Genomic DNA, 16,057 nt, shown 5'->3' with positions numbered 1-16,057 from the left:
CCGACCCCTCTCTGCTCCCCCGGTTCCCCGGGGTGCGGGATCCCCTTCGTCCCGCGTGCTGGGGGGATGCCCGCGCCCTACGCGGCCCAAAGCACACTTGAGCAAGTCCAGAGCTTCCCCGCAGGATTGCGCCCATGAGCGATCCCGAACGCAGCAACGGCCCGGCCCGCCCCTTCCTCAACCGCAAGCTGGCGGCCTTCGGCACCACGATCTTCGCGGAGATGTCCGCCCTGGCCACCGCCACGGGAGCGATCAACCTCGGCCAGGGCTTCCCCGACACCGACGGCCCCGCCGAGATCGCCGAGGCGGCGGCGCGCGCGATCCGCGACGGCCGGGGCAACCAGTACCCGCCGGGCCCCGGCGTTCCGGAGCTGCGTACGGCGATCGCCGCCCACCAGCAGCGCTTCTACGGCCTGGCCTACGACCCGGACACCGAGGTGCTCGTCACCGCCGGGGCCACCGAGGCCATCGCCGCCTCGCTCCTGGCCCTACTGGAGCCGGGCGACGAAGTCATCGCCCTGGAGCCCTTCTACGACTCCTACGCCGCCTGCATCGCGATGGCCGGAGCCGTCCGGGTGCCGCTGACCCTGCGCGCCCCCGACTTCCGCCTCGACGTGGACGCACTGCGCGCGGCGGTCACTCCGCGCACCCGCCTCCTGCTCCTGAACACCCCGCACAATCCGACGGGCACCGTCCTGACCCCCGCCGAGCTGGCCGCGGTCGCGGAGCTGGCCGTCTCCCGCGACCTGCTGGTCATCACGGACGAGGTGTACGAGCACCTGGTGTTCGAGGGCGCCCACACCCCGCTGGCGAGCCTGCCGGGCATGCGCGAGCGCACCGTCACGATCTCCTCCGCCGGCAAGAGCTTCTCCTTCACGGGCTGGAAGGTCGGCTGGGTGACGGGCACGCCCGAGCTGGTCACGGCGGTCCGCTCGGCGAAGCAGTTCCTGACGTACGTGTCCTCGGGCCCCTTCCAGTACGCGATCGCCGAGGCCCTCGCCCTGCCCGACGCGTACTACGACTCCTTCCGCGCGGACCTGGCCGCCAAGCGCGACCTCCTCTCCGACGGCCTCGCGGCGGCCGGCTTCGAGGTCTTCCGCCCGCAGGGCACCTACTTCGTCACCACCGACATCTCCCCCCTCGGCGAGCACGACGGCCTCGCCTTCTGCCGGGCCCTGCCGGAACGCTGCGGGGTGGTGGCCATCCCGAACCAGGTGTTCTACGACGACAAGGCCGCCGGAGCCACCCACGTCCGCTGGGCCTTCTGCAAGCGCACCGACGTCCTGGAGGAGGCGGTGGAGCGGCTGCGGCGGCTCTGAGAGGTCGATCCCGAGGGGCTCGGCGGCCCTGTCGTCGTAGGGTTTGGCCATCGTGGCGACTCCGACCGGGAGCCCCCCAGAAAGTCGGGACGCATGGCGACGCACACCCTGTCGAACGGCACACGGCCCGCGCGGCGCCCCGGCCGGGCCGGCCGGGTCCGCCGCCTCCCGGGCGCCGTCCTGGCGCTCGGGGTGTACGCGGCCGTGCGCGGGGTCGGGGTGCTGGCGGTCGCCGTGGCGGCCTGGTGGACCGGGCGCAGCCCCCTACGGGTGCTCGGGGAGTCCTGGGACTCCGTCTGGTACCTGCGGATCGCCGAGCACGGCTACGGGCGGACCCAGATCTATCCCGGCATCGGATCCGTGCAGAGCGACTCCGCGTTCTTCCCGCTCTACCCCGTCCTGATCCGCTGCGCCTCCGCCGTGCTGCCCGGCCCCCTGACCGTCGCCGCGCTGGCCGTCGCCTGGATCGCGGCGGGCGCGGCCGCCGTGGGGGTGTACCGGGTCGGGGAGCACCTGCTCGGGGCCCGCGCCGGGGTGCTGCTCGTCGCGCTGTGGGCCGCGCTGCCGCACGCCCTCATGCTGACCCTCGCCTACACCGAGCCCCTGCTGGCCGCCTTCGCCGCCTGGGCCCTGTACGCCCTGCTGCGCGGCCGCTGGGGGTGGGCGGCGGGGCTTGCCGTGCTCGCGGGGCTGACCCGGCCCACCGGGATCGCGGTCGCCGCAGCCGTGACGGTGGCCGTCGCGTACGAGATCTGCCGGCGGCGGGGCCGCGCGCCCGCGGCGGTGTGGGCGGCCGGGCTGGCCGCTCCCGCGGGCTGGGCCTCGTACGTCCTGCTCGTCGGCGTGCGCCGGGGGGATCCGCTCGGCGGCTACTTCGCCGTCCAGAGCGGCTGGGGCTCGCGCTTCGACTTCGGCGCGGGGGCGCTGCGCTCCGCGCGGCACGCGCTGTCCGGCATCGGGCAGGTGGAACTCGCCACGACGGTGACGGTGGTCCTGCTGACGGCCGCGCTGGTGCTCGCCGGGCTGCTGGCGGCCGACCGGCGGATCCCGCTGCCGCTGCTCGTGTACACGGGCGTGCTGCTGGTGATGACCTACGGCGGCGCGGGTTTCTTCGAATCGAAGCCGCGCTTCCTGCTGCCCGCGTTCCCGCTGCTGCTGCCGGTGGCGGCCCTCATGGCGAAAGCCCGGCCGCGCACCGCGGTCGTGGTGACCGGGGTGCTGGCCGGGCTCTCGTACGGATACGGGCCGTACCTGCTGCTCGCGTCCGGGGTGGCGCCCTGAGGGGTCGGACGCGGACCGCGAGGAGCGGGACCGCGAAGACCTAGTTGGTCTCGCTGTCGCCGTTCTCGCCGGTCTCGCCGTCGTCCTTCTTGTCGGCGGAGTCGACTTCCTTCTCCAGGCCGAACTGCTCGACGAGCCACTTGTCGAACTCGATCGACGCGCGGACCCAGCTGACCGTGGAGGACACGAAGTGCTCCAGGTTCACGCCGGTGCCGATCAGCATCTGCGCCTCGCCGATCAGGCGGACGGAGCCGTCGTCGTGCGTGTGGCTGTAGACCTTGGGCCACAGCGTGCGGCGGTTCCAGTCGTCGATGGACTCGAGGAGCTGAGCCTTCTCTTCGATCTTGTGCGGGCGGTCGTAGAACGTCCGCACGGAGAAGACCTGCTGCTCGTCCTCGCCGCGGAACATGAAGTACGTGCGGAAGTCCTCCCACGGCGCCGCGAGGTCACCCTCGTCGTCGACGACGTACTTGAGCTCCATCTGCTCCAGGAGCTGCTTGACCAGATCCTGGTCGGGGACGACGGGGCCCGCCGGTCCAGTGGCCTGCGGATCGGGCTGCTGCCCTCCGAAGTTCGGAATCGAGGCCGGGTCGATGCTCACCGTGTGACTTCCCTTCGTGCGGATGCGGCCATCCTCCCCCATCGCGCCCACCCCGTGTCCACCCCGGAAGGTCCTGATCCGCGCAGGGCGGACAGGAGTAGGGCCCGGGTAAGCCGGGCCCCGGGCATTCCGGGGCCCGGCTGAGGCGGTATTGCGCCGGATTGCAGCGCCTTGTTACCGCGGAGTCGCATAGCGCCTTGTACCGCGGAGTCGCATAGCGCCTTGTTACCGCGGGGTCGCTACAGCGCTTTGCCCACCAGCAGGCCGTCGCCCGCCACGGACACCCGGACGGTGTCGCCGTCGCGGACCTCGCCCGCGAGGATCTCCTTGGCCAGGCGGTCGCCGATGGCCGTCTGGATCAGGCGGCGCAGGGGGCGGGCGCCGTACGCCGGGTCGTTGCCCTTGTCCGCCAGCCAGGCCAGGGCCTCGGGCGTGACGTCCAGGATCAGCCGGCGTTCGGCGAGCCGCTTGGCGAGGCGGCCGATCTGGAGCTCGGCGATGTGGGCCAGCTCGGCCCCGCTCAGGGCGGAGAAGACCACCAGGTCGTCGAGGCGGTTGAGGAACTCTGGCTTGAAGGTGGCCCGCACCACGTCCAGGACCCGGGCCTTCTTCTCGTCCACAGCTGTGGACGGATCCATCAGGAACTGACTTCCCAGGTTCGAGGTCAGGATCAGGATGGTGTTGCGGAAGTCCACGGTGCGGCCCTGGCCGTCCGTGAGGCGGCCGTCGTCGAGGACCTGGAGCAGGACGTCGAAGACCTCGGGGTGGGCCTTCTCGACCTCGTCCAGGAGCACGACGCTGTACGGGCGACGGCGGACGGCCTCCGTCAGCTGGCCGCCCTCCTCGTAGCCCACGTATCCGGGCGGGGCGCCGACGAGCCGGGCCACGCTGTGCTTCTCGCCGTACTCCGACATGTCGATGCGGATCATGGCCCGCTCGTCGTCGAAGAGGAAGTCCGCCAGGGCCTTTGCCAGCTCCGTCTTGCCCACGCCCGTCGGCCCGAGGAAGAGGAACGAGCCGGTCGGCCGGTCCGGGTCCGCGATGCCCGCGCGGGTGCGGCGCACGGCGTCGGAGACGGCGCGCACGGCCTCGCCCTGGCCGATCAGGCGGCGGCCCAGCTCCTCCTCCATGCGGAGCAGCTTCTGGGTCTCGCCCTCCAGGAGGCGGCCGGCCGGGATGCCCGTCCAGGCGCCGACCACGTCGGCGATGTCGTCGGGGCCTACCTCGTCCTTGACCATCGTGTCTTTGGAAACCTCGGCCTCGGCCTCGGTGGCCTCCGCGAGCTCGTGCTCCAGGGCCGGGATCTCTCCGTAGAGGAGCTTGGAGGCGGTGTCGAAGTCCCCGTCGCGCTGGGCGCGCTCGGCCTGGCCGCGCAGGTCGTCCAGGCGCTCCTTGAGCTCGCCGACCCGGTTGAGGGACTGCTTCTCCTTCTCCCAGCGGGCGGTGAGGCCCCGCAGGTCCTCCTCCTTGTCCGCGAGGTCCTTGCGGATCTTGTCGAGGCGTTCGCGCGAGGCCGGGTCGGACTCGTTGTTCAGGGCCAGCTCCTCCATGCGCAGGCGGTCGACCGAGCGCTGGAGCTCGTCGATCTCCAGCGGGGAGGAGTCGATCTCCATGCGGAGCCGGGACATGGACTCGTCGACGAGGTCGATGGCCTTGTCGGGGAGGAAGCGGGAGGTGATGTAGCGGTCGGAGAGGGTGGCCGCGGCGACGAGCGCGCTGTCGTTGATGACGACCTTGTGGTGGGCCTCGTAGCGGCCCTTGAGCCCGCGCAGGATCGCGATGGTGTCCTCGACGCTCGGCTCCGCCACCAGCACCTGCTGGAAGCGCCGCTCCAGCGCCGGGTCCTTCTCGATCCGCTCGCGGTACTCGTCGAGCGTGGTCGCGCCGACCATGCGCAGCTCGCCGCGGGCCAGCATGGGCTTGAGCATGTTGCCCGCGTCCATGGAGGAGTCCCCGCCGGCGCCCGCGCCGACGACGGTGTGCAGCTCGTCGATGAAGGTGATGATCTGGCCGTCGCTGGACTTGATCTCCGCGAGGACGGTCTTGAGGCGCTCCTCGAACTCGCCGCGGTACTTGGCGCCGGCCACCATCGCGCCGAGGTCCAGGGAGACCAGCCGCTTGTTCTTCAGGGACTCCGGGACGTCGCCCTTGACGATGCGCTGGGCCAGGCCCTCGACGACGGCGGTCTTGCCGACGCCGGGCTCGCCGATGAGCACCGGGTTGTTCTTCGTACGGCGCGAGAGCACCTGGACGACGCGGCGGATCTCGTGGTCGCGGCCGATGACCGGGTCGAGCTTGCCCTCGCGGGCGGCCGCCGTGAAATCGGTGCCGAACTTCTCCAGGGCCTTGTACTGGCCCTCGGGGTCGGGGGTGGTCACCCGCCGCCCTCCTCTTGCGTTCTCGAAGGCCTCGCGCAGCTTCTTCGCGGTCGCGCCCTGTCCGGAAAGGAGCTCACCGGCCGCGCCGCCCTTGGCGGCGATCGCGATGAGCAGGTGTTCGGTGGAGAGGTACTCGTCGCCGAGCTTCCCGGCCTGCGCATCGGCCTCGGCCAGTACGGCGAGCAGCTCGCGGGTGGGCTGCGGGGGCGCGACCGTGGAGCCCGTGACGCTGGGCAGGGCGGCGAGCAGCCGGTCCGCTCCGGCGCGTACGGCGGCCTGGTCGGCGTCGGTCGCGGCGAGCAGGTCGGTGATGTTCTCGTTGTCTTCGCCGGCGAGCAGCGCCAGCAGCAGGTGCGCGGGCGTCAGGTCCGCGTGCCCGTCCTTGACGGCCCTGGTCGTGGCCGCGTTCAGCGCGTCCCGGCTCCTGTTGGTCAGCTCCGCATCCACGGGCGGCTCTCCCTTCCTGCTTCGTTTCCCCACTGCGTGTGCTTTACATGAGTAACCTGCACAAAGTTGAGTCTATTCCACTCAAGGTGGAGGGACGTACCCTTCGCGCATGTCGACTCCCAGCCCGGCCGGCACGGCCCGCACCACCCATGACGTACTCAACCCGACGCCGGAGTACCTCGCCTTCTGGCAAGAGCGGCACATCTGCACGCTGACCACCCATCGCCCCGACGGCAGCCCGCACGTGGTCCCGGTGGGCGTGACCTACGACCCCGAGGCCGGGCTGGCACGGGTGATCAGCAACAAGAACAGCAAGAAGGTCCGCAACGTGCTGGCGTCGCAGGGCGGCCCGCAGGGCGGGGCCCGGGTGGCGGTGTGCCAGCTGGAGGGGCGGCGCTGGGCGACCCTGGAGGGCCGCGCGGTGGTCCGTACGGACGAGGCCGCGGTCGCGGAGGCGGTCCGGCGCTACGCGGAGCGGTACGGGCGGATGCCCTCGCCGAACCCGGACCGGGTGGTCGTGGAGATCAGCCTGGACCGGGCCATGGGGCGCGCGTAGCGCGCATAGCGCGCATGGCCGGCCGCACCGAGTCCGACGGTGTCCGGTTCAGCCTCATGCCGTTGTCTCGTTCAACCACTGGACACGGGCATCACAGCGACGCCATCGTGGTCAGGTCCACGATGGCGTCGCTGTGTGGGGGTAGTGCCTGAGCGATCTGCGACGACAGGGGAATCGCTTCAGGCACTGCGGGGGGTGGCGGCGGATTCGGGCTCGAAAAGTTGGTGATCACGCTGGTCCAGATTGACGAAGACCATGCCGTACCGGATCTCGCAGCGGACGGGCTGCGGTGCGCCTCGGGGGCGGCGCAGACAGCGGTAGGCACGGACGTCCTCGTCCTCTTCCCGCACCACGATGATCGGCTGGCCGAACAAGGTGACCTTCAGCGAGTCACCGACGTAAGGAATGGCGCTGGTGAGATCGATGAACTGCCAGCCGGAGCGGTATGCCGATGCCATTTCACGGCGGAAGCCGTGATCGTCGGGCGTCATCAGTCCCAGCCGAGGTCGTTGGTCGACGCGGTGGTCGAGTCCCAGCCCAAGTCGTTGGGTGTCGAGTCCCAGCCCAAGTCGGGCTTGCCTATCGACACGGCGGGCGCGTCGGTACCCCCCACGTCCCCACCGAAGGCGTTGACTGCCCCAAAGACCGCAGCGGCGGAGAACCCAATGGCAAGTACCGAGCGAAGCATTCTCTTGTACATGGTCGGCTTCGTCCTCACTTGATGGAAATCTTCTCCCCCGCGTGTCAGACGATGGCTTATTCGGGCACGTCGCTGCCACAGGGACGATGCATCATGTTCTTGCATGTTCAGGACCCTGGGGGGTGGAGATTTGCCCAGAAACAACACAAAGCCGACACATCCCCACCCCGTCACGTCCATGTGCGCCGAGGGGACGCGTCTCTACACGGCCGCGCTGAGCACCGGCCGGGTGACCCGCAGCGAGGTCGAGAACGCCCCCTGCCTGCTCGAATTCGCTCTACTGCGGCCCGACCCCGATGACGCGAACCAGCTCCGCGCGGTTCCCCCGTCCGTCGCACTCGCCCAGCGGCTCCATCCGCTCGAGCGGGAGATTCAGGACCGGCGCCGGGACACCATCGATCTCACCGACGCATTCGAGCCGTTTCTGACCATCAGCGCCCAGAACCCCGCGAACACCCACGCCATCACCGTGCTGGAGGGTTTCGACCAGATCCACACCGCCCTCGACCAGGCCACCGCGGAGTGCCGGACCGAGGTGCTGACCGTACAGCCGGGCGGCGCGCGGTCCACATCGGTCCTCACGGAGGCGCTGGAGCGCGCCGCTCCCCTCGTCAACCGAGGGGTGCGCATACGCACGCTCTACCAGCACACCGTGCGGCACAGTCAGGGCACGCTCGCCTACGTGGACCGGATCTCCGCGGGGAAGGTCGAGATCCGCACGCTCGAAGAGCTCATGGAGCGTCTCATGATCTTCGACCGCACGGTGGCCTTCATCCCCACGAGCGACGACCGCAGGACGGCCCTGGAACTGCGCCACCCCGGACTGGTCGACTACCTCATCAAGGTCTTCGAGCAGCTGTGGCACCGCGCCGTGCCGCTGTCGGCGGAGGTGACGTACCAGCACACCCCCGGCGGCATCTCCGGCGTGCAGCGCTCCATCGCCCAACTCCTCATCGAGGGACACGTGGACGAGGCCATCGCGCGCCGGCTGGGGATGAACGTACGGACCTGCCGCGCCCACATCGCCAAGCTGGCGGCTTCCCTGGGCAGCGGCAGCCGGGCGCAGCTCGGCTTCCTCATCGCCCGGTCGGGGATCCTGGAGGACCCGGAGCGCCGCCTCTGAAGGCCGCGCAGGGGCCCCCAGAGGCCCTCAGCGCGCCGGTGGCAGATGCGGAAGGCCCCGCCCGGTGAAACCGGGCGGGGCCTTCGCTTCGCGTCCGTACGGGCGCGCTCAGTCCATCGGGCGCTTGGGCGCCGGCCGCCAGACGACCAGGGCGCTGCCCGGCTGCGGAGGCTGGTACGGGACCAGGTCGCGCCGGTACGAGGCGTGCACCTGGGCCTCGCGCTGCTGGAGCACGGCGGCGGCGCCGTCCACGGCGCTCGAGAGCTCGGCGACGCGCTGCTGGAGCGCGGCGACCTGGTTCTCCAGCTCGATGATCCGCTTGATGCCGGCCAGGTTGATGCCCTCTTCCTGGGACAGCGCCTGCACCGTGCGGAGCAGTTCGATGTCACGGGCCGAGTAGCGCCGGCCGCGCCCGGCCGTACGGCCCGGGGAGACCAGGCCGAGACGGTCGTACTGGCGCAGGGTCTGCGGATGCAGGCCCGAGAGCTGGGCGGCCACCGAGATCACGTAGACCGGGGTCTCATCGGTGAGCTGGTAGTGGCTCCTACGGCGGCCGTCCATGTCATGCTCCCTTCGCGGACTCGAACAGCGCGGAGCGCGGGTCCTCGGACTCCGTCGCCTCGCGGTACAGCTCCATGGCCTCGCGGGCCTTGTCGTTCAGCTCGGTCGGGACGGCGACCTCCACCGTCACCAGCAGGTCGCCGCGGGTGCCGTCCTTGCGGACCGCTCCCTTGCCGCGAGCCCGCATCGTGCGGCCGCCCGGGGTGCCCGGGGGCAGCTTCAGCGTCACCGAGGGGCCGTTCAAGGTCGGGACCTTGATGTCGGCTCCGAGCGCCGCCTCCGCGAAGGTCACCGGAACGGTCACCGTGAGGTTGTCGTCCTTGCGGCCGAAGACCGGGTGCGCGTCCACGTGCACGACCACGTACAGGTCACCGGCCGGGCCGCCGCGCTCGCCCGGAGCCCCCTTGCCGCGCAGCCGGATCCGCTGGGAGTCGGAGACCCCCGCCGGGATCCGGACCTGCATGGTCCGGGAACTGCGGGCCCGCCCGCTGCCCTTGCAGATGTCGCACGGGGTCTCGGCGATGAGGCCGCGGCCCTTGCAGTCCGCGCAGGGATCGGTCAGCGAGAAGCCGCCGCCGCTGCCGCGGGACACCTGGCCGGTGCCGACGCAGGTCGGGCACACGCGGGGCGTGCCGTTCTTGTCGCCGGTGCCCGAACAGGCCTTGCAGGGCGCCTGCGAGGACATCCGGAGCGGGACCGTGGCCCCGTCCACCGCCTCCGTGAAGGAGAGGGTGACCTCCGACTCGATGTCCTGGCCGCGGCGCGGCTGGGTACGGGTCCCCGCACCTGCGCCGGCGCCGCCGCGGTTGAACAGGCCGCCGAAGACGTCGCCCAGGCCGCCGCCGCCGAAGCCGCCGCCCGCGCCGCCCTGCTGCTGGCCTCCGAAGAGGTCGCCGAGGTCGAAGTTGAACGAGCCGCCGCCCCCGCCGGGACCGGGGCGCCCCCCCTGATTGAACAACGTACCGTTCCCGAACAGGGCGCGGGCCTCGTCGTACTCCTTGCGCTTCTTCGGGTCGCCGAGGATGTCGTTCGCCTCGGAGATCTCCTTGAAGCGCTCCTCGGCCGAGGCGTCGCCCTTGTTGGCGTCCGGGTGGAACTCGCGGGCGAGTTTCCGGTACGCCTTCTTGATCTCGGCCTCGGTGGCGTCCTTCGGGACACCGAGGACCTTGTAGTAGTCCTTCTCGACGAAGTCCTTCGTGCTCATCCCCGGTGTCCCTCCTCTCGCGCCACTTCTTGTCCTACGTGTCCTACGTGTTCAACTTCAGCCCTTGTCGGGGGCATCCGCGTCCTTGTCCGACGGGGCATCGGCCTCTGCCGCCTCGGACTTCGGCGCCGCGCCCGGCTGGGGCTCGGCCACCGCGACCCGCGCGGGACGGATCGTACGCTCGCCGATCCGGTAGCCCGGCTGCAGGATCGCCACGCAGGTGTCCTCGGTGACGTCCGGCGCGTACGAGTGCATCAGGGCCTCGTGGATCGTCGGGTCGAAGGGCTCGCCCTCCTTGCCGAACTGCTGCAGGCCCATCTTGGCCGCGGCGGTCTCCAGCGATTCGGCCACCGACTTGAAGCCGCCGACCAGCTCGCCATGTTCCCGCGCCCGGCCGATGTCGTCCAGGGTCGGGAGCAGCTCCGTCAGGAGGGACGCGACCGCGATCTCCTTGACGGCGATCCTGTCCCGCTCCACCCGGCGGCGGTAGTTCTGGTACTCCGCCTGGAGCCGCTGGAGGTCCGCGGTGCGCTCGCCGAGCGCGGTACGGGCCTGGTCCAGCTGGGCCAGGAGAGCGACATCCGGTGCTGCTGCGGAGTCCCCGGCCGGGGCCGCGGCCTCCTCCTTGGAGGAAGCTGCGGCCTTCGGCTCGGCGGCGTCGTCGTCAGGCGTGCCGTCGGCGGGGACTTCGGGCTTCTCGTCGAAGCCCGGGGTCTCCTCCGACATCAGGCAGCGCCACCCTTCGGCTTCTCGTCGTCGACGATCTCGGCGTCGACCACGTCGTCGTTGGCGTCGGCCTGGCCGGCGTCACCGGTCGGCGCGCCACCGGCGGCCTGGGCGCCCTGGGCGTCGGCGTAGATCGCCTGGCCGAGCTTCTGGCTGACGGCACCGAGCTTCTCGGTCGCGGTGCGGATCTCGGCAGCGTCCTCGCCCTTGAGCTTTTCCTTCAGCTCGGCGATGGAGGCCTCGACCTCTTCCTTGACGTCGGCCGGAACCTTGTCCTCGTTGTCCTTGACGAACTTCTCCGTCTGGTACACGAGGCTCTCGCCCTGGTTGCGGGACTCGGCGGCTTCCTTGCGGCGCAGGTCCTCGTCCGCGTACTGCTCCGCCTCCTGGCGCATGCGGTCGACCTCGTCCTTGCCGAGCGAAGAGCCGCCGGTGACGGTCATCTTCTGCTCCTTGCCCGTACCAAGGTCCTTGGCCGTGACGTGCATGATGCCGTTCGCGTCGATGTCGAAGGAGACCTCGATCTGCGGGACGCCACGCGGAGCCGGCGGCAGGCCGGTCAGCTCGAACATGCCGAGCTTCTTGTTGTACGCCGCGATCTCGCGCTCGCCCTGGTAGACCTGGATCTGCACGGACGGCTGGTTGTCCTCGGCCGTCGTGAAGATCTCGGACCGCTTGGTCGGGATCGTGGTGTTGCGCTCGATGAGCTTGGTCATGATGCCGCCCTTGGTTTCGATACCCAGGGACAGCGGGGTCACGTCGAGGAGCAGGACGTCCTTGACCTCACCCTTGAGAACGCCCGCCTGGAGGGTCGCGCCGATGGCGACGACCTCGTCCGGGTTGACGCCCTTGTTGGCGTCCTGACCGCCGGTGAGCTCCTTGACGAGCTCGGCGACGGCCGGCATGCGGGTGGAGCCGCCGACCAGGACCACGTGGTCGATCTCGGACAGGTTGATGCCCGCGTCCTTGATGACGTTGTGGAACGGGGTCTTGCAGCGGTCGAGCAGGTCCGCGGTCAGCTGCTGGAACTGGGAGCGCGTGAGCTTCTCGTCCAGGTGCAGCGGGCCCTCGGCGGAAGCCGTGATGTAGGGCAGGTTGATCGAGGTCTCCGTGGAGGAGGACAGCTCGATCTTCGCCTTCTCGGCGGCCTCGCGCAGGCGCTGGAGCGCCATCTTGTCCTTGGCCAGGTCGACGCCGTGACCGTTCTGGAACTGCTTCACCAGGTAGTCGACGACGCGCTGGTCCCAGTCGTCGCCACCGAGGTGGTTGTCACCGTTGGTGGCCTTCACCTCGACGACGCCGTCGCCGATCTCCAGGAGGGACACGTCGAAGGTGCCGCCACCGAGGTCGAAGACGAGAATGGTCTGGTCGTCCTTGTCGAGACCGTAGGCCAGGGCGGCGGCCGTCGGCTCGTTGACAATACGCAGGACGTTCAGGCCCGCGATCTCGCCGGCCTCCTTCGTCGCCTGGCGCTCGGAGTCGTTGAAGTAGGCCGGGACGGTGATGACCGCGTCCGTGACCTTCTCGCCCAGGTACGCCTCGGCGTCGCGCTTCAGCTTCTGCAGGATGAAGGCGCTCATCTGCTGCGGGTTGAAGTCCTTGCCATCCAGGTTGATCTTCCAGTCAGTGCCCATGTGGCGCTTGACGGAGCGGATGGTCCGGTCCACGTTCGTGACCGCCTGGCGCTTGGCCACCTCGCCGACGAGGACCTCGCCGTTCTTGGCGAAGGCGACGACGGACGGCGTGGTCCTGGCGCCCTCGGCGTTGGTGATGACGGTGGGCTCGCCGCCTTCCAGAACGCTGACGACGGAGTTAGTGGTGCCCAGGTCGATGCCGACCGCACGTGCCATTTTGATTCCTCCAGCTGACTTGAGTGGAACAGACTCAAGCGTGCCCCAACGCTCCGCCTGTGTCAACAGAGGTGAGTCGAGGCGACTCAACCTTTAGGCCACCCTTACGCTCAGGAGCGCCATTCGGGTCACCACGGCCGCGCGGCACCACCCCGCCGCCGGAGGCTTGCGGCACGGTGCAGGCATGCCTCTGCTGCTACGCCTCCCCGCCCGGCCGGTGCCATGGCCGGCCAGGCCCTCGGCCAAGCGGGTGCTCGACCTCGCCGGAGCGGCACTCCTGCTCGGGGTGCTCCTCCTCCCCCTGCTGCTGGCCGCCGGGCTGCTGTACGCGACCCAGGGCGCGGGCGTCCTCGTGCGCGAGCCCGCGGCGGGCCTGGCCGGACGGCCCTACCGGGCATGGCGGTTCCGCGTCGGCAAGGGCCGGGCCGGGGCGGCGCTGGAGCGGTGCGCGCTGGACGGACTGCCGCAGCTGCTCAACGTGGTGCGGGGCGAGATGTCGCTGGTCGGGCCGCGCCCCGGGAACGGCCTGTCGGACCGGCCGGAGCGGCTCCTCGTACGGCCCGGGATGACCGGGCTGTGGCAGGTGAGCGCACGTTCGGACCTGCCGTGGGAGGAGATGGACCTGCTCGACCGGCACTATGTGGAGAACCACTGGCTGGGGATGGACCTGGCGATCCTCGCGCAGACCCCGCGGGCGGCCTGGCGGCACGGACGGCCCTGAGGCGGAGCCCGGGCGGGACTAGGCGGGGCCGAGGCGGGGGCGAGCGACGCAGATCACCGCGCGCTCGGCTACATTGCGGCGTCGGGACTGGGTAACCTCAAGCCTTGACTGGATAAGTTACCGCTTAGTAAGTGCCGCCCGAGGAGCCCTCCCATGCAACTCGCCGCGATCATCGTGTCGCTGGTCCTGACCGTGGTCGGCGTTGCGCTGCTCGCCCGAGCCGTGGCGCAGATCTACCGCTTCGTGAAGCTCGGACAGCCCGTGCCGGCAGGCAGCCGTACGGACGACCCGAAATCCCGAACGCTCACCCTTGCCCGGGAGTTCCTCGGCCACAGCCGGATGAACCGCTGGGGCCTCGTCGGCTTCGCGCACTGGTTCGTCGCGATCGGCTTCCTGACGCTGCCGCCGACGCTGGTGCAGGCGTACGGGCAGCTCTTCCAGGCCGACTGGGTGCTGCCGATCATCGGCGGCTTCCTGCCGTTCGAGCTCTACATCGAGTTCATCGGTCTGATGACCGTGCTCGGCATCCTCGTCCTGATGGGCATCCGCCTTGCCTCGCTGCCCTCGCGGGCCGGCCGCAAGTCGCGCTTCGCGGGCTCGAAGGCCTGGCAGGCGTACTTCGTCGAGTACATCATCCTGACCATCGGCCTCGCGATCCTGTGCCTGCGCGGCCTCGAAGGCGCGATCCACCACGTGGACTCGTACGAGCCGGCGTACTTCGTCTCGTACCCGCTGGTGCTGGCGTTCAAGGGCATGTCGCTCGGCGCGCTGCAGAACGCCATCTACTTCACCGCGATGATCAAGATCGGCACCTCGCTGATCTGGATGATCGTGGTCTCGCTCAACACCAACATGGGTGTCGCCTGGCACCGCTTCCTCGGCTTCCCGAACATCTGGTTCAAGCGGAACGCGGATGGTGCGACGGCGCTCGGTGCCCTCCAGCCCATGACCTCGGGCGGCAAGGTCATCGACTTCGAAGACCCGGGCGAGGACGACGTCTTCGGCGTCTCGCAGGTCGAGCAGTTCTCGTGGAAGGGCATCCTCGACTTCTCCACGTGTACGGAGTGCGGTCGCTGCCAGTCGCAGTGCCCGGCCTGGAACACGGGCAAGCCCCTCTCCCCCAAGCTCCTGATCATGTCGCTGCGCGACCACGCGCACGCCAAGGCCCCGTACCTGCTGGCCGGCGGCGGCAAGGACATGGAGGGCAACGAGAAGGCGACGCCGGAGCAGCTCGCGAACGTCCCGGCCGCGGCCCTCGCCGAGGCCGAGCGCCCGCTGATCGGCACCGCCGAGGAGAACGGGGTCATCGACCCCGACGTCCTGTGGTCCTGCACGAGCTGCGGTGCGTGCGTCGAGCAGTGCCCGGTGGACATCGAGCACATCGACCACATCGTCGACATGCGGCGCTACCAGGTGATGATCGAGAGCGCGTTCCCGTCGGAGGCGGGCACGATGCTCAAGAACCTGGAGAAGAAGGGCAACCCCTGGGGCCTCGCGAAGAAGCAGCGCGTCGAGTGGACCAAGGAGGTGGACTTCGAGGTCCCGATCATCGGCAAGGACGCGGAGGACCTCTCAGAGTTCGACTACCTGTACTGGGTCGGCTGCGCCGGCGCACTCGAGGACCGGGCGAAGAAGACCACGAAGGCCTTCGCCGAGCTGCTGAACATCGCGGGCGTCAAGTTCGCGATCATGGGCGGCGACGAGAAGTGCACGGGTGACTCCCCGCGCCGCCTGGGCAACGAGCCGCTCTTCCAGCAGCTCGCGCAGGAGAACGTCGCGATGCTGAACATGGCCTTCGGCGAGGATGACGAGGACCCGGAGACGAAGAAGCCGAAGTCGGCGAAGCGCATCGTCTCCACCTGCCCGCACTGCTTCAACACCATCGCGAACGAGTACCCGCAGCTGGGCGGCGAGTACGAGGTCATCCACCACACGCAGCTGCTCCAGCACCTGATCGACGAGGGCCGCCTCACGCCGGTGACCCCGGTCGACGGGCTGATCACGTACCACGACCCCTGCTACCTGGGCCGGCACAACAAGGTCTACACGCCGCCGCGCGAGATCATGTCGGCCGTGCCGGGTCTGCGTCAGCAGGAGATGCACCGCCACAAGGAGCGGGGCTTCTGCTGTGGCGCCGGTGGCGCGCGGATGTGGATGGAGGAGCGGATCGGCAAGCGCATCAACAACGAGCGCGTCGACGAGGCCCTGTCCCTGAACCCGGACATCGTCTCCACCGCCTGCCCCTTCTGCCTCGTCATGCTCACCGACTCGGTGAACGGCAAGAAGAACGACGGCCAGGCGAAGGAACACGTCACGGTGGTCGACGTGGCGCAGCTGCTGCTGGACTCGGTGAAGACGCCGGATCCGGTGGTCGAGCCGGAGCCTGCGGCGGAGCCCGTCGCGGAGCCCGTCGCGGAGCCGAAGGCGAAGGCGCCTGCCGAAGCCCCGGCGGAGGCGAAGGCCGAGGCCAAGGCCGAGGCGCCCGAGCCGAAGGTGGCGGAAGCCCCGGCGGAGCCGGAGACCGACGCCGAGGCGAAGTAGCCCGCGCAGCACCGAACACCGGAACGGCCCGCCCCCTGTGGGGGCGGGC

14 protein-coding genes are annotated in these 16,057 nt (G+C 70.1%); 6 read left to right on the top strand and 8 right to left on the bottom strand.

Annotated elements, in window-relative coordinates:
* The first annotated feature begins 134 nt into the window (after window positions 1-134).
* A complete protein-coding gene (locus tag ACFVX6_RS32405) occupies window positions 135-1,319 on the top strand; it encodes a pyridoxal phosphate-dependent aminotransferase (RefSeq protein WP_389697549.1) in 1,185 nt (394 codons plus the stop codon).
* 93 nt (window positions 1,320-1,412) lie between these two features.
* Entirely contained in the window at window positions 1,413-2,600 is a 1,188-nt protein-coding gene (locus tag ACFVX6_RS32400) for a mannosyltransferase family protein (protein ID WP_389697547.1), read from the top strand.
* Window positions 2,601-2,640: 40 nt separating this feature from the next.
* On the opposite strand, the gene ACFVX6_RS32395 is transcribed toward ACFVX6_RS32400, so the two are convergent.
* Together ACFVX6_RS32395 and clpB are read right to left on the bottom strand one after the other, a co-directional pair.
* The gene (locus ACFVX6_RS32395) at window positions 2,641-3,201 is read right to left on the bottom strand and encodes a YbjN domain-containing protein (protein WP_389697545.1); all 561 of its coding nucleotides are present in this window, start codon (window positions 3,199-3,201) and stop codon (window positions 2,641-2,643) included.
* A gap of 239 nt (window positions 3,202-3,440) precedes the next feature.
* Window positions 3,441-6,026, bottom strand: a complete 2,586-nt coding sequence (gene clpB, locus ACFVX6_RS32390; protein WP_389697543.1) for an ATP-dependent chaperone ClpB — start codon at window positions 6,024-6,026, stop codon at window positions 3,441-3,443.
* Window positions 6,027-6,135: 109 nt separating this feature from the next.
* Between clpB and ACFVX6_RS32385 the strand changes: the two genes are divergently transcribed.
* Entirely contained in the window at window positions 6,136-6,582 is a 447-nt protein-coding gene (locus ACFVX6_RS32385; protein WP_389697541.1) for a pyridoxamine 5'-phosphate oxidase family protein, read from the top strand.
* Window positions 6,583-6,761: 179 nt separating this feature from the next.
* On the opposite strand, the gene ACFVX6_RS32380 is transcribed toward ACFVX6_RS32385, so the two are convergent.
* Together ACFVX6_RS32380 and ACFVX6_RS32375 are read right to left on the bottom strand one after the other, a co-directional pair.
* Entirely contained in the window at window positions 6,762-7,073 is a 312-nt protein-coding gene (locus tag ACFVX6_RS32380) for a (2Fe-2S)-binding protein (protein WP_250748726.1), read from the bottom strand.
* Complete coding sequence (locus tag ACFVX6_RS32375) at window positions 7,073-7,195, bottom strand: hypothetical protein (RefSeq protein ID WP_389697539.1); 123 nt, start codon at window positions 7,193-7,195, stop codon at window positions 7,073-7,075. The genes ACFVX6_RS32380 and ACFVX6_RS32375 overlap by 1 nt, the downstream gene beginning before the upstream one ends.
* Before the next feature lie 190 nt (window positions 7,196-7,385).
* On the opposite strand from ACFVX6_RS32375, the gene ACFVX6_RS32370 reads away from it, so the two are divergent.
* On the top strand, window positions 7,386-8,405 hold the full coding sequence (locus ACFVX6_RS32370) for a helix-turn-helix transcriptional regulator (protein ID WP_389697537.1): 1,020 nt from the start codon (window positions 7,386-7,388) through the stop codon (window positions 8,403-8,405).
* 108 nt (window positions 8,406-8,513) lie between these two features.
* Here ACFVX6_RS32370 and ACFVX6_RS32365 read toward each other — a convergent pair whose 3' ends face one another.
* From ACFVX6_RS32365 to dnaK, 4 genes are read right to left on the bottom strand one after another with little or no spacing between them, the layout of a single operon-like run.
* The gene (locus tag ACFVX6_RS32365) at window positions 8,514-8,966 is read right to left on the bottom strand and encodes a heat shock protein transcriptional repressor HspR (RefSeq protein ID WP_389697535.1); all 453 of its coding nucleotides are present in this window, start codon (window positions 8,964-8,966) and stop codon (window positions 8,514-8,516) included.
* A 1-nt stretch (window position 8,967) separates the two neighbouring features.
* Window positions 8,968-10,170 carry a molecular chaperone DnaJ gene (dnaJ, locus tag ACFVX6_RS32360; protein WP_389697533.1) on the bottom strand — a complete coding sequence of 401 codons (1,203 nt, stop codon included), beginning with the start codon at window positions 10,168-10,170 and terminating at the stop codon, window positions 8,968-8,970.
* Between the two features lie 57 nt (window positions 10,171-10,227).
* Window positions 10,228-10,896, bottom strand: a complete 669-nt coding sequence (gene grpE, locus ACFVX6_RS32355) for a nucleotide exchange factor GrpE (RefSeq protein ID WP_389697531.1) — start codon at window positions 10,894-10,896, stop codon at window positions 10,228-10,230.
* Window positions 10,896-12,746: a molecular chaperone DnaK gene (gene dnaK, locus ACFVX6_RS32350; protein WP_389697529.1), complete on the bottom strand. Its 1,851-nt coding sequence runs from the start codon at window positions 12,744-12,746 to the stop codon at window positions 10,896-10,898. Before dnaK ends, grpE begins: the two co-directional genes overlap by 1 nt.
* A 184-nt stretch (window positions 12,747-12,930) precedes the next feature.
* On the opposite strand from dnaK, the gene ACFVX6_RS32345 reads away from it, so the two are divergent.
* Complete coding sequence (locus ACFVX6_RS32345) at window positions 12,931-13,467, top strand: sugar transferase (protein ID WP_389697527.1); 537 nt, start codon at window positions 12,931-12,933, stop codon at window positions 13,465-13,467.
* Between the two features lie 153 nt (window positions 13,468-13,620).
* Entirely contained in the window at window positions 13,621-16,008 is a 2,388-nt protein-coding gene (locus ACFVX6_RS32340) for a (Fe-S)-binding protein (protein WP_389697525.1), read from the top strand.
* Window positions 16,009-16,057: the final 49 nt, after the last annotated feature.

The sequence above is a fragment of the Streptomyces sp. NPDC058289 genome, from assembly GCF_042880975.1.
Classification (GTDB): Bacteria; Actinomycetota; Actinomycetes; order Streptomycetales; family Streptomycetaceae; genus Streptomyces; species Streptomyces stoeckheimensis.
This window is presented reverse-complemented; position numbering and strand designations above follow the sequence as displayed.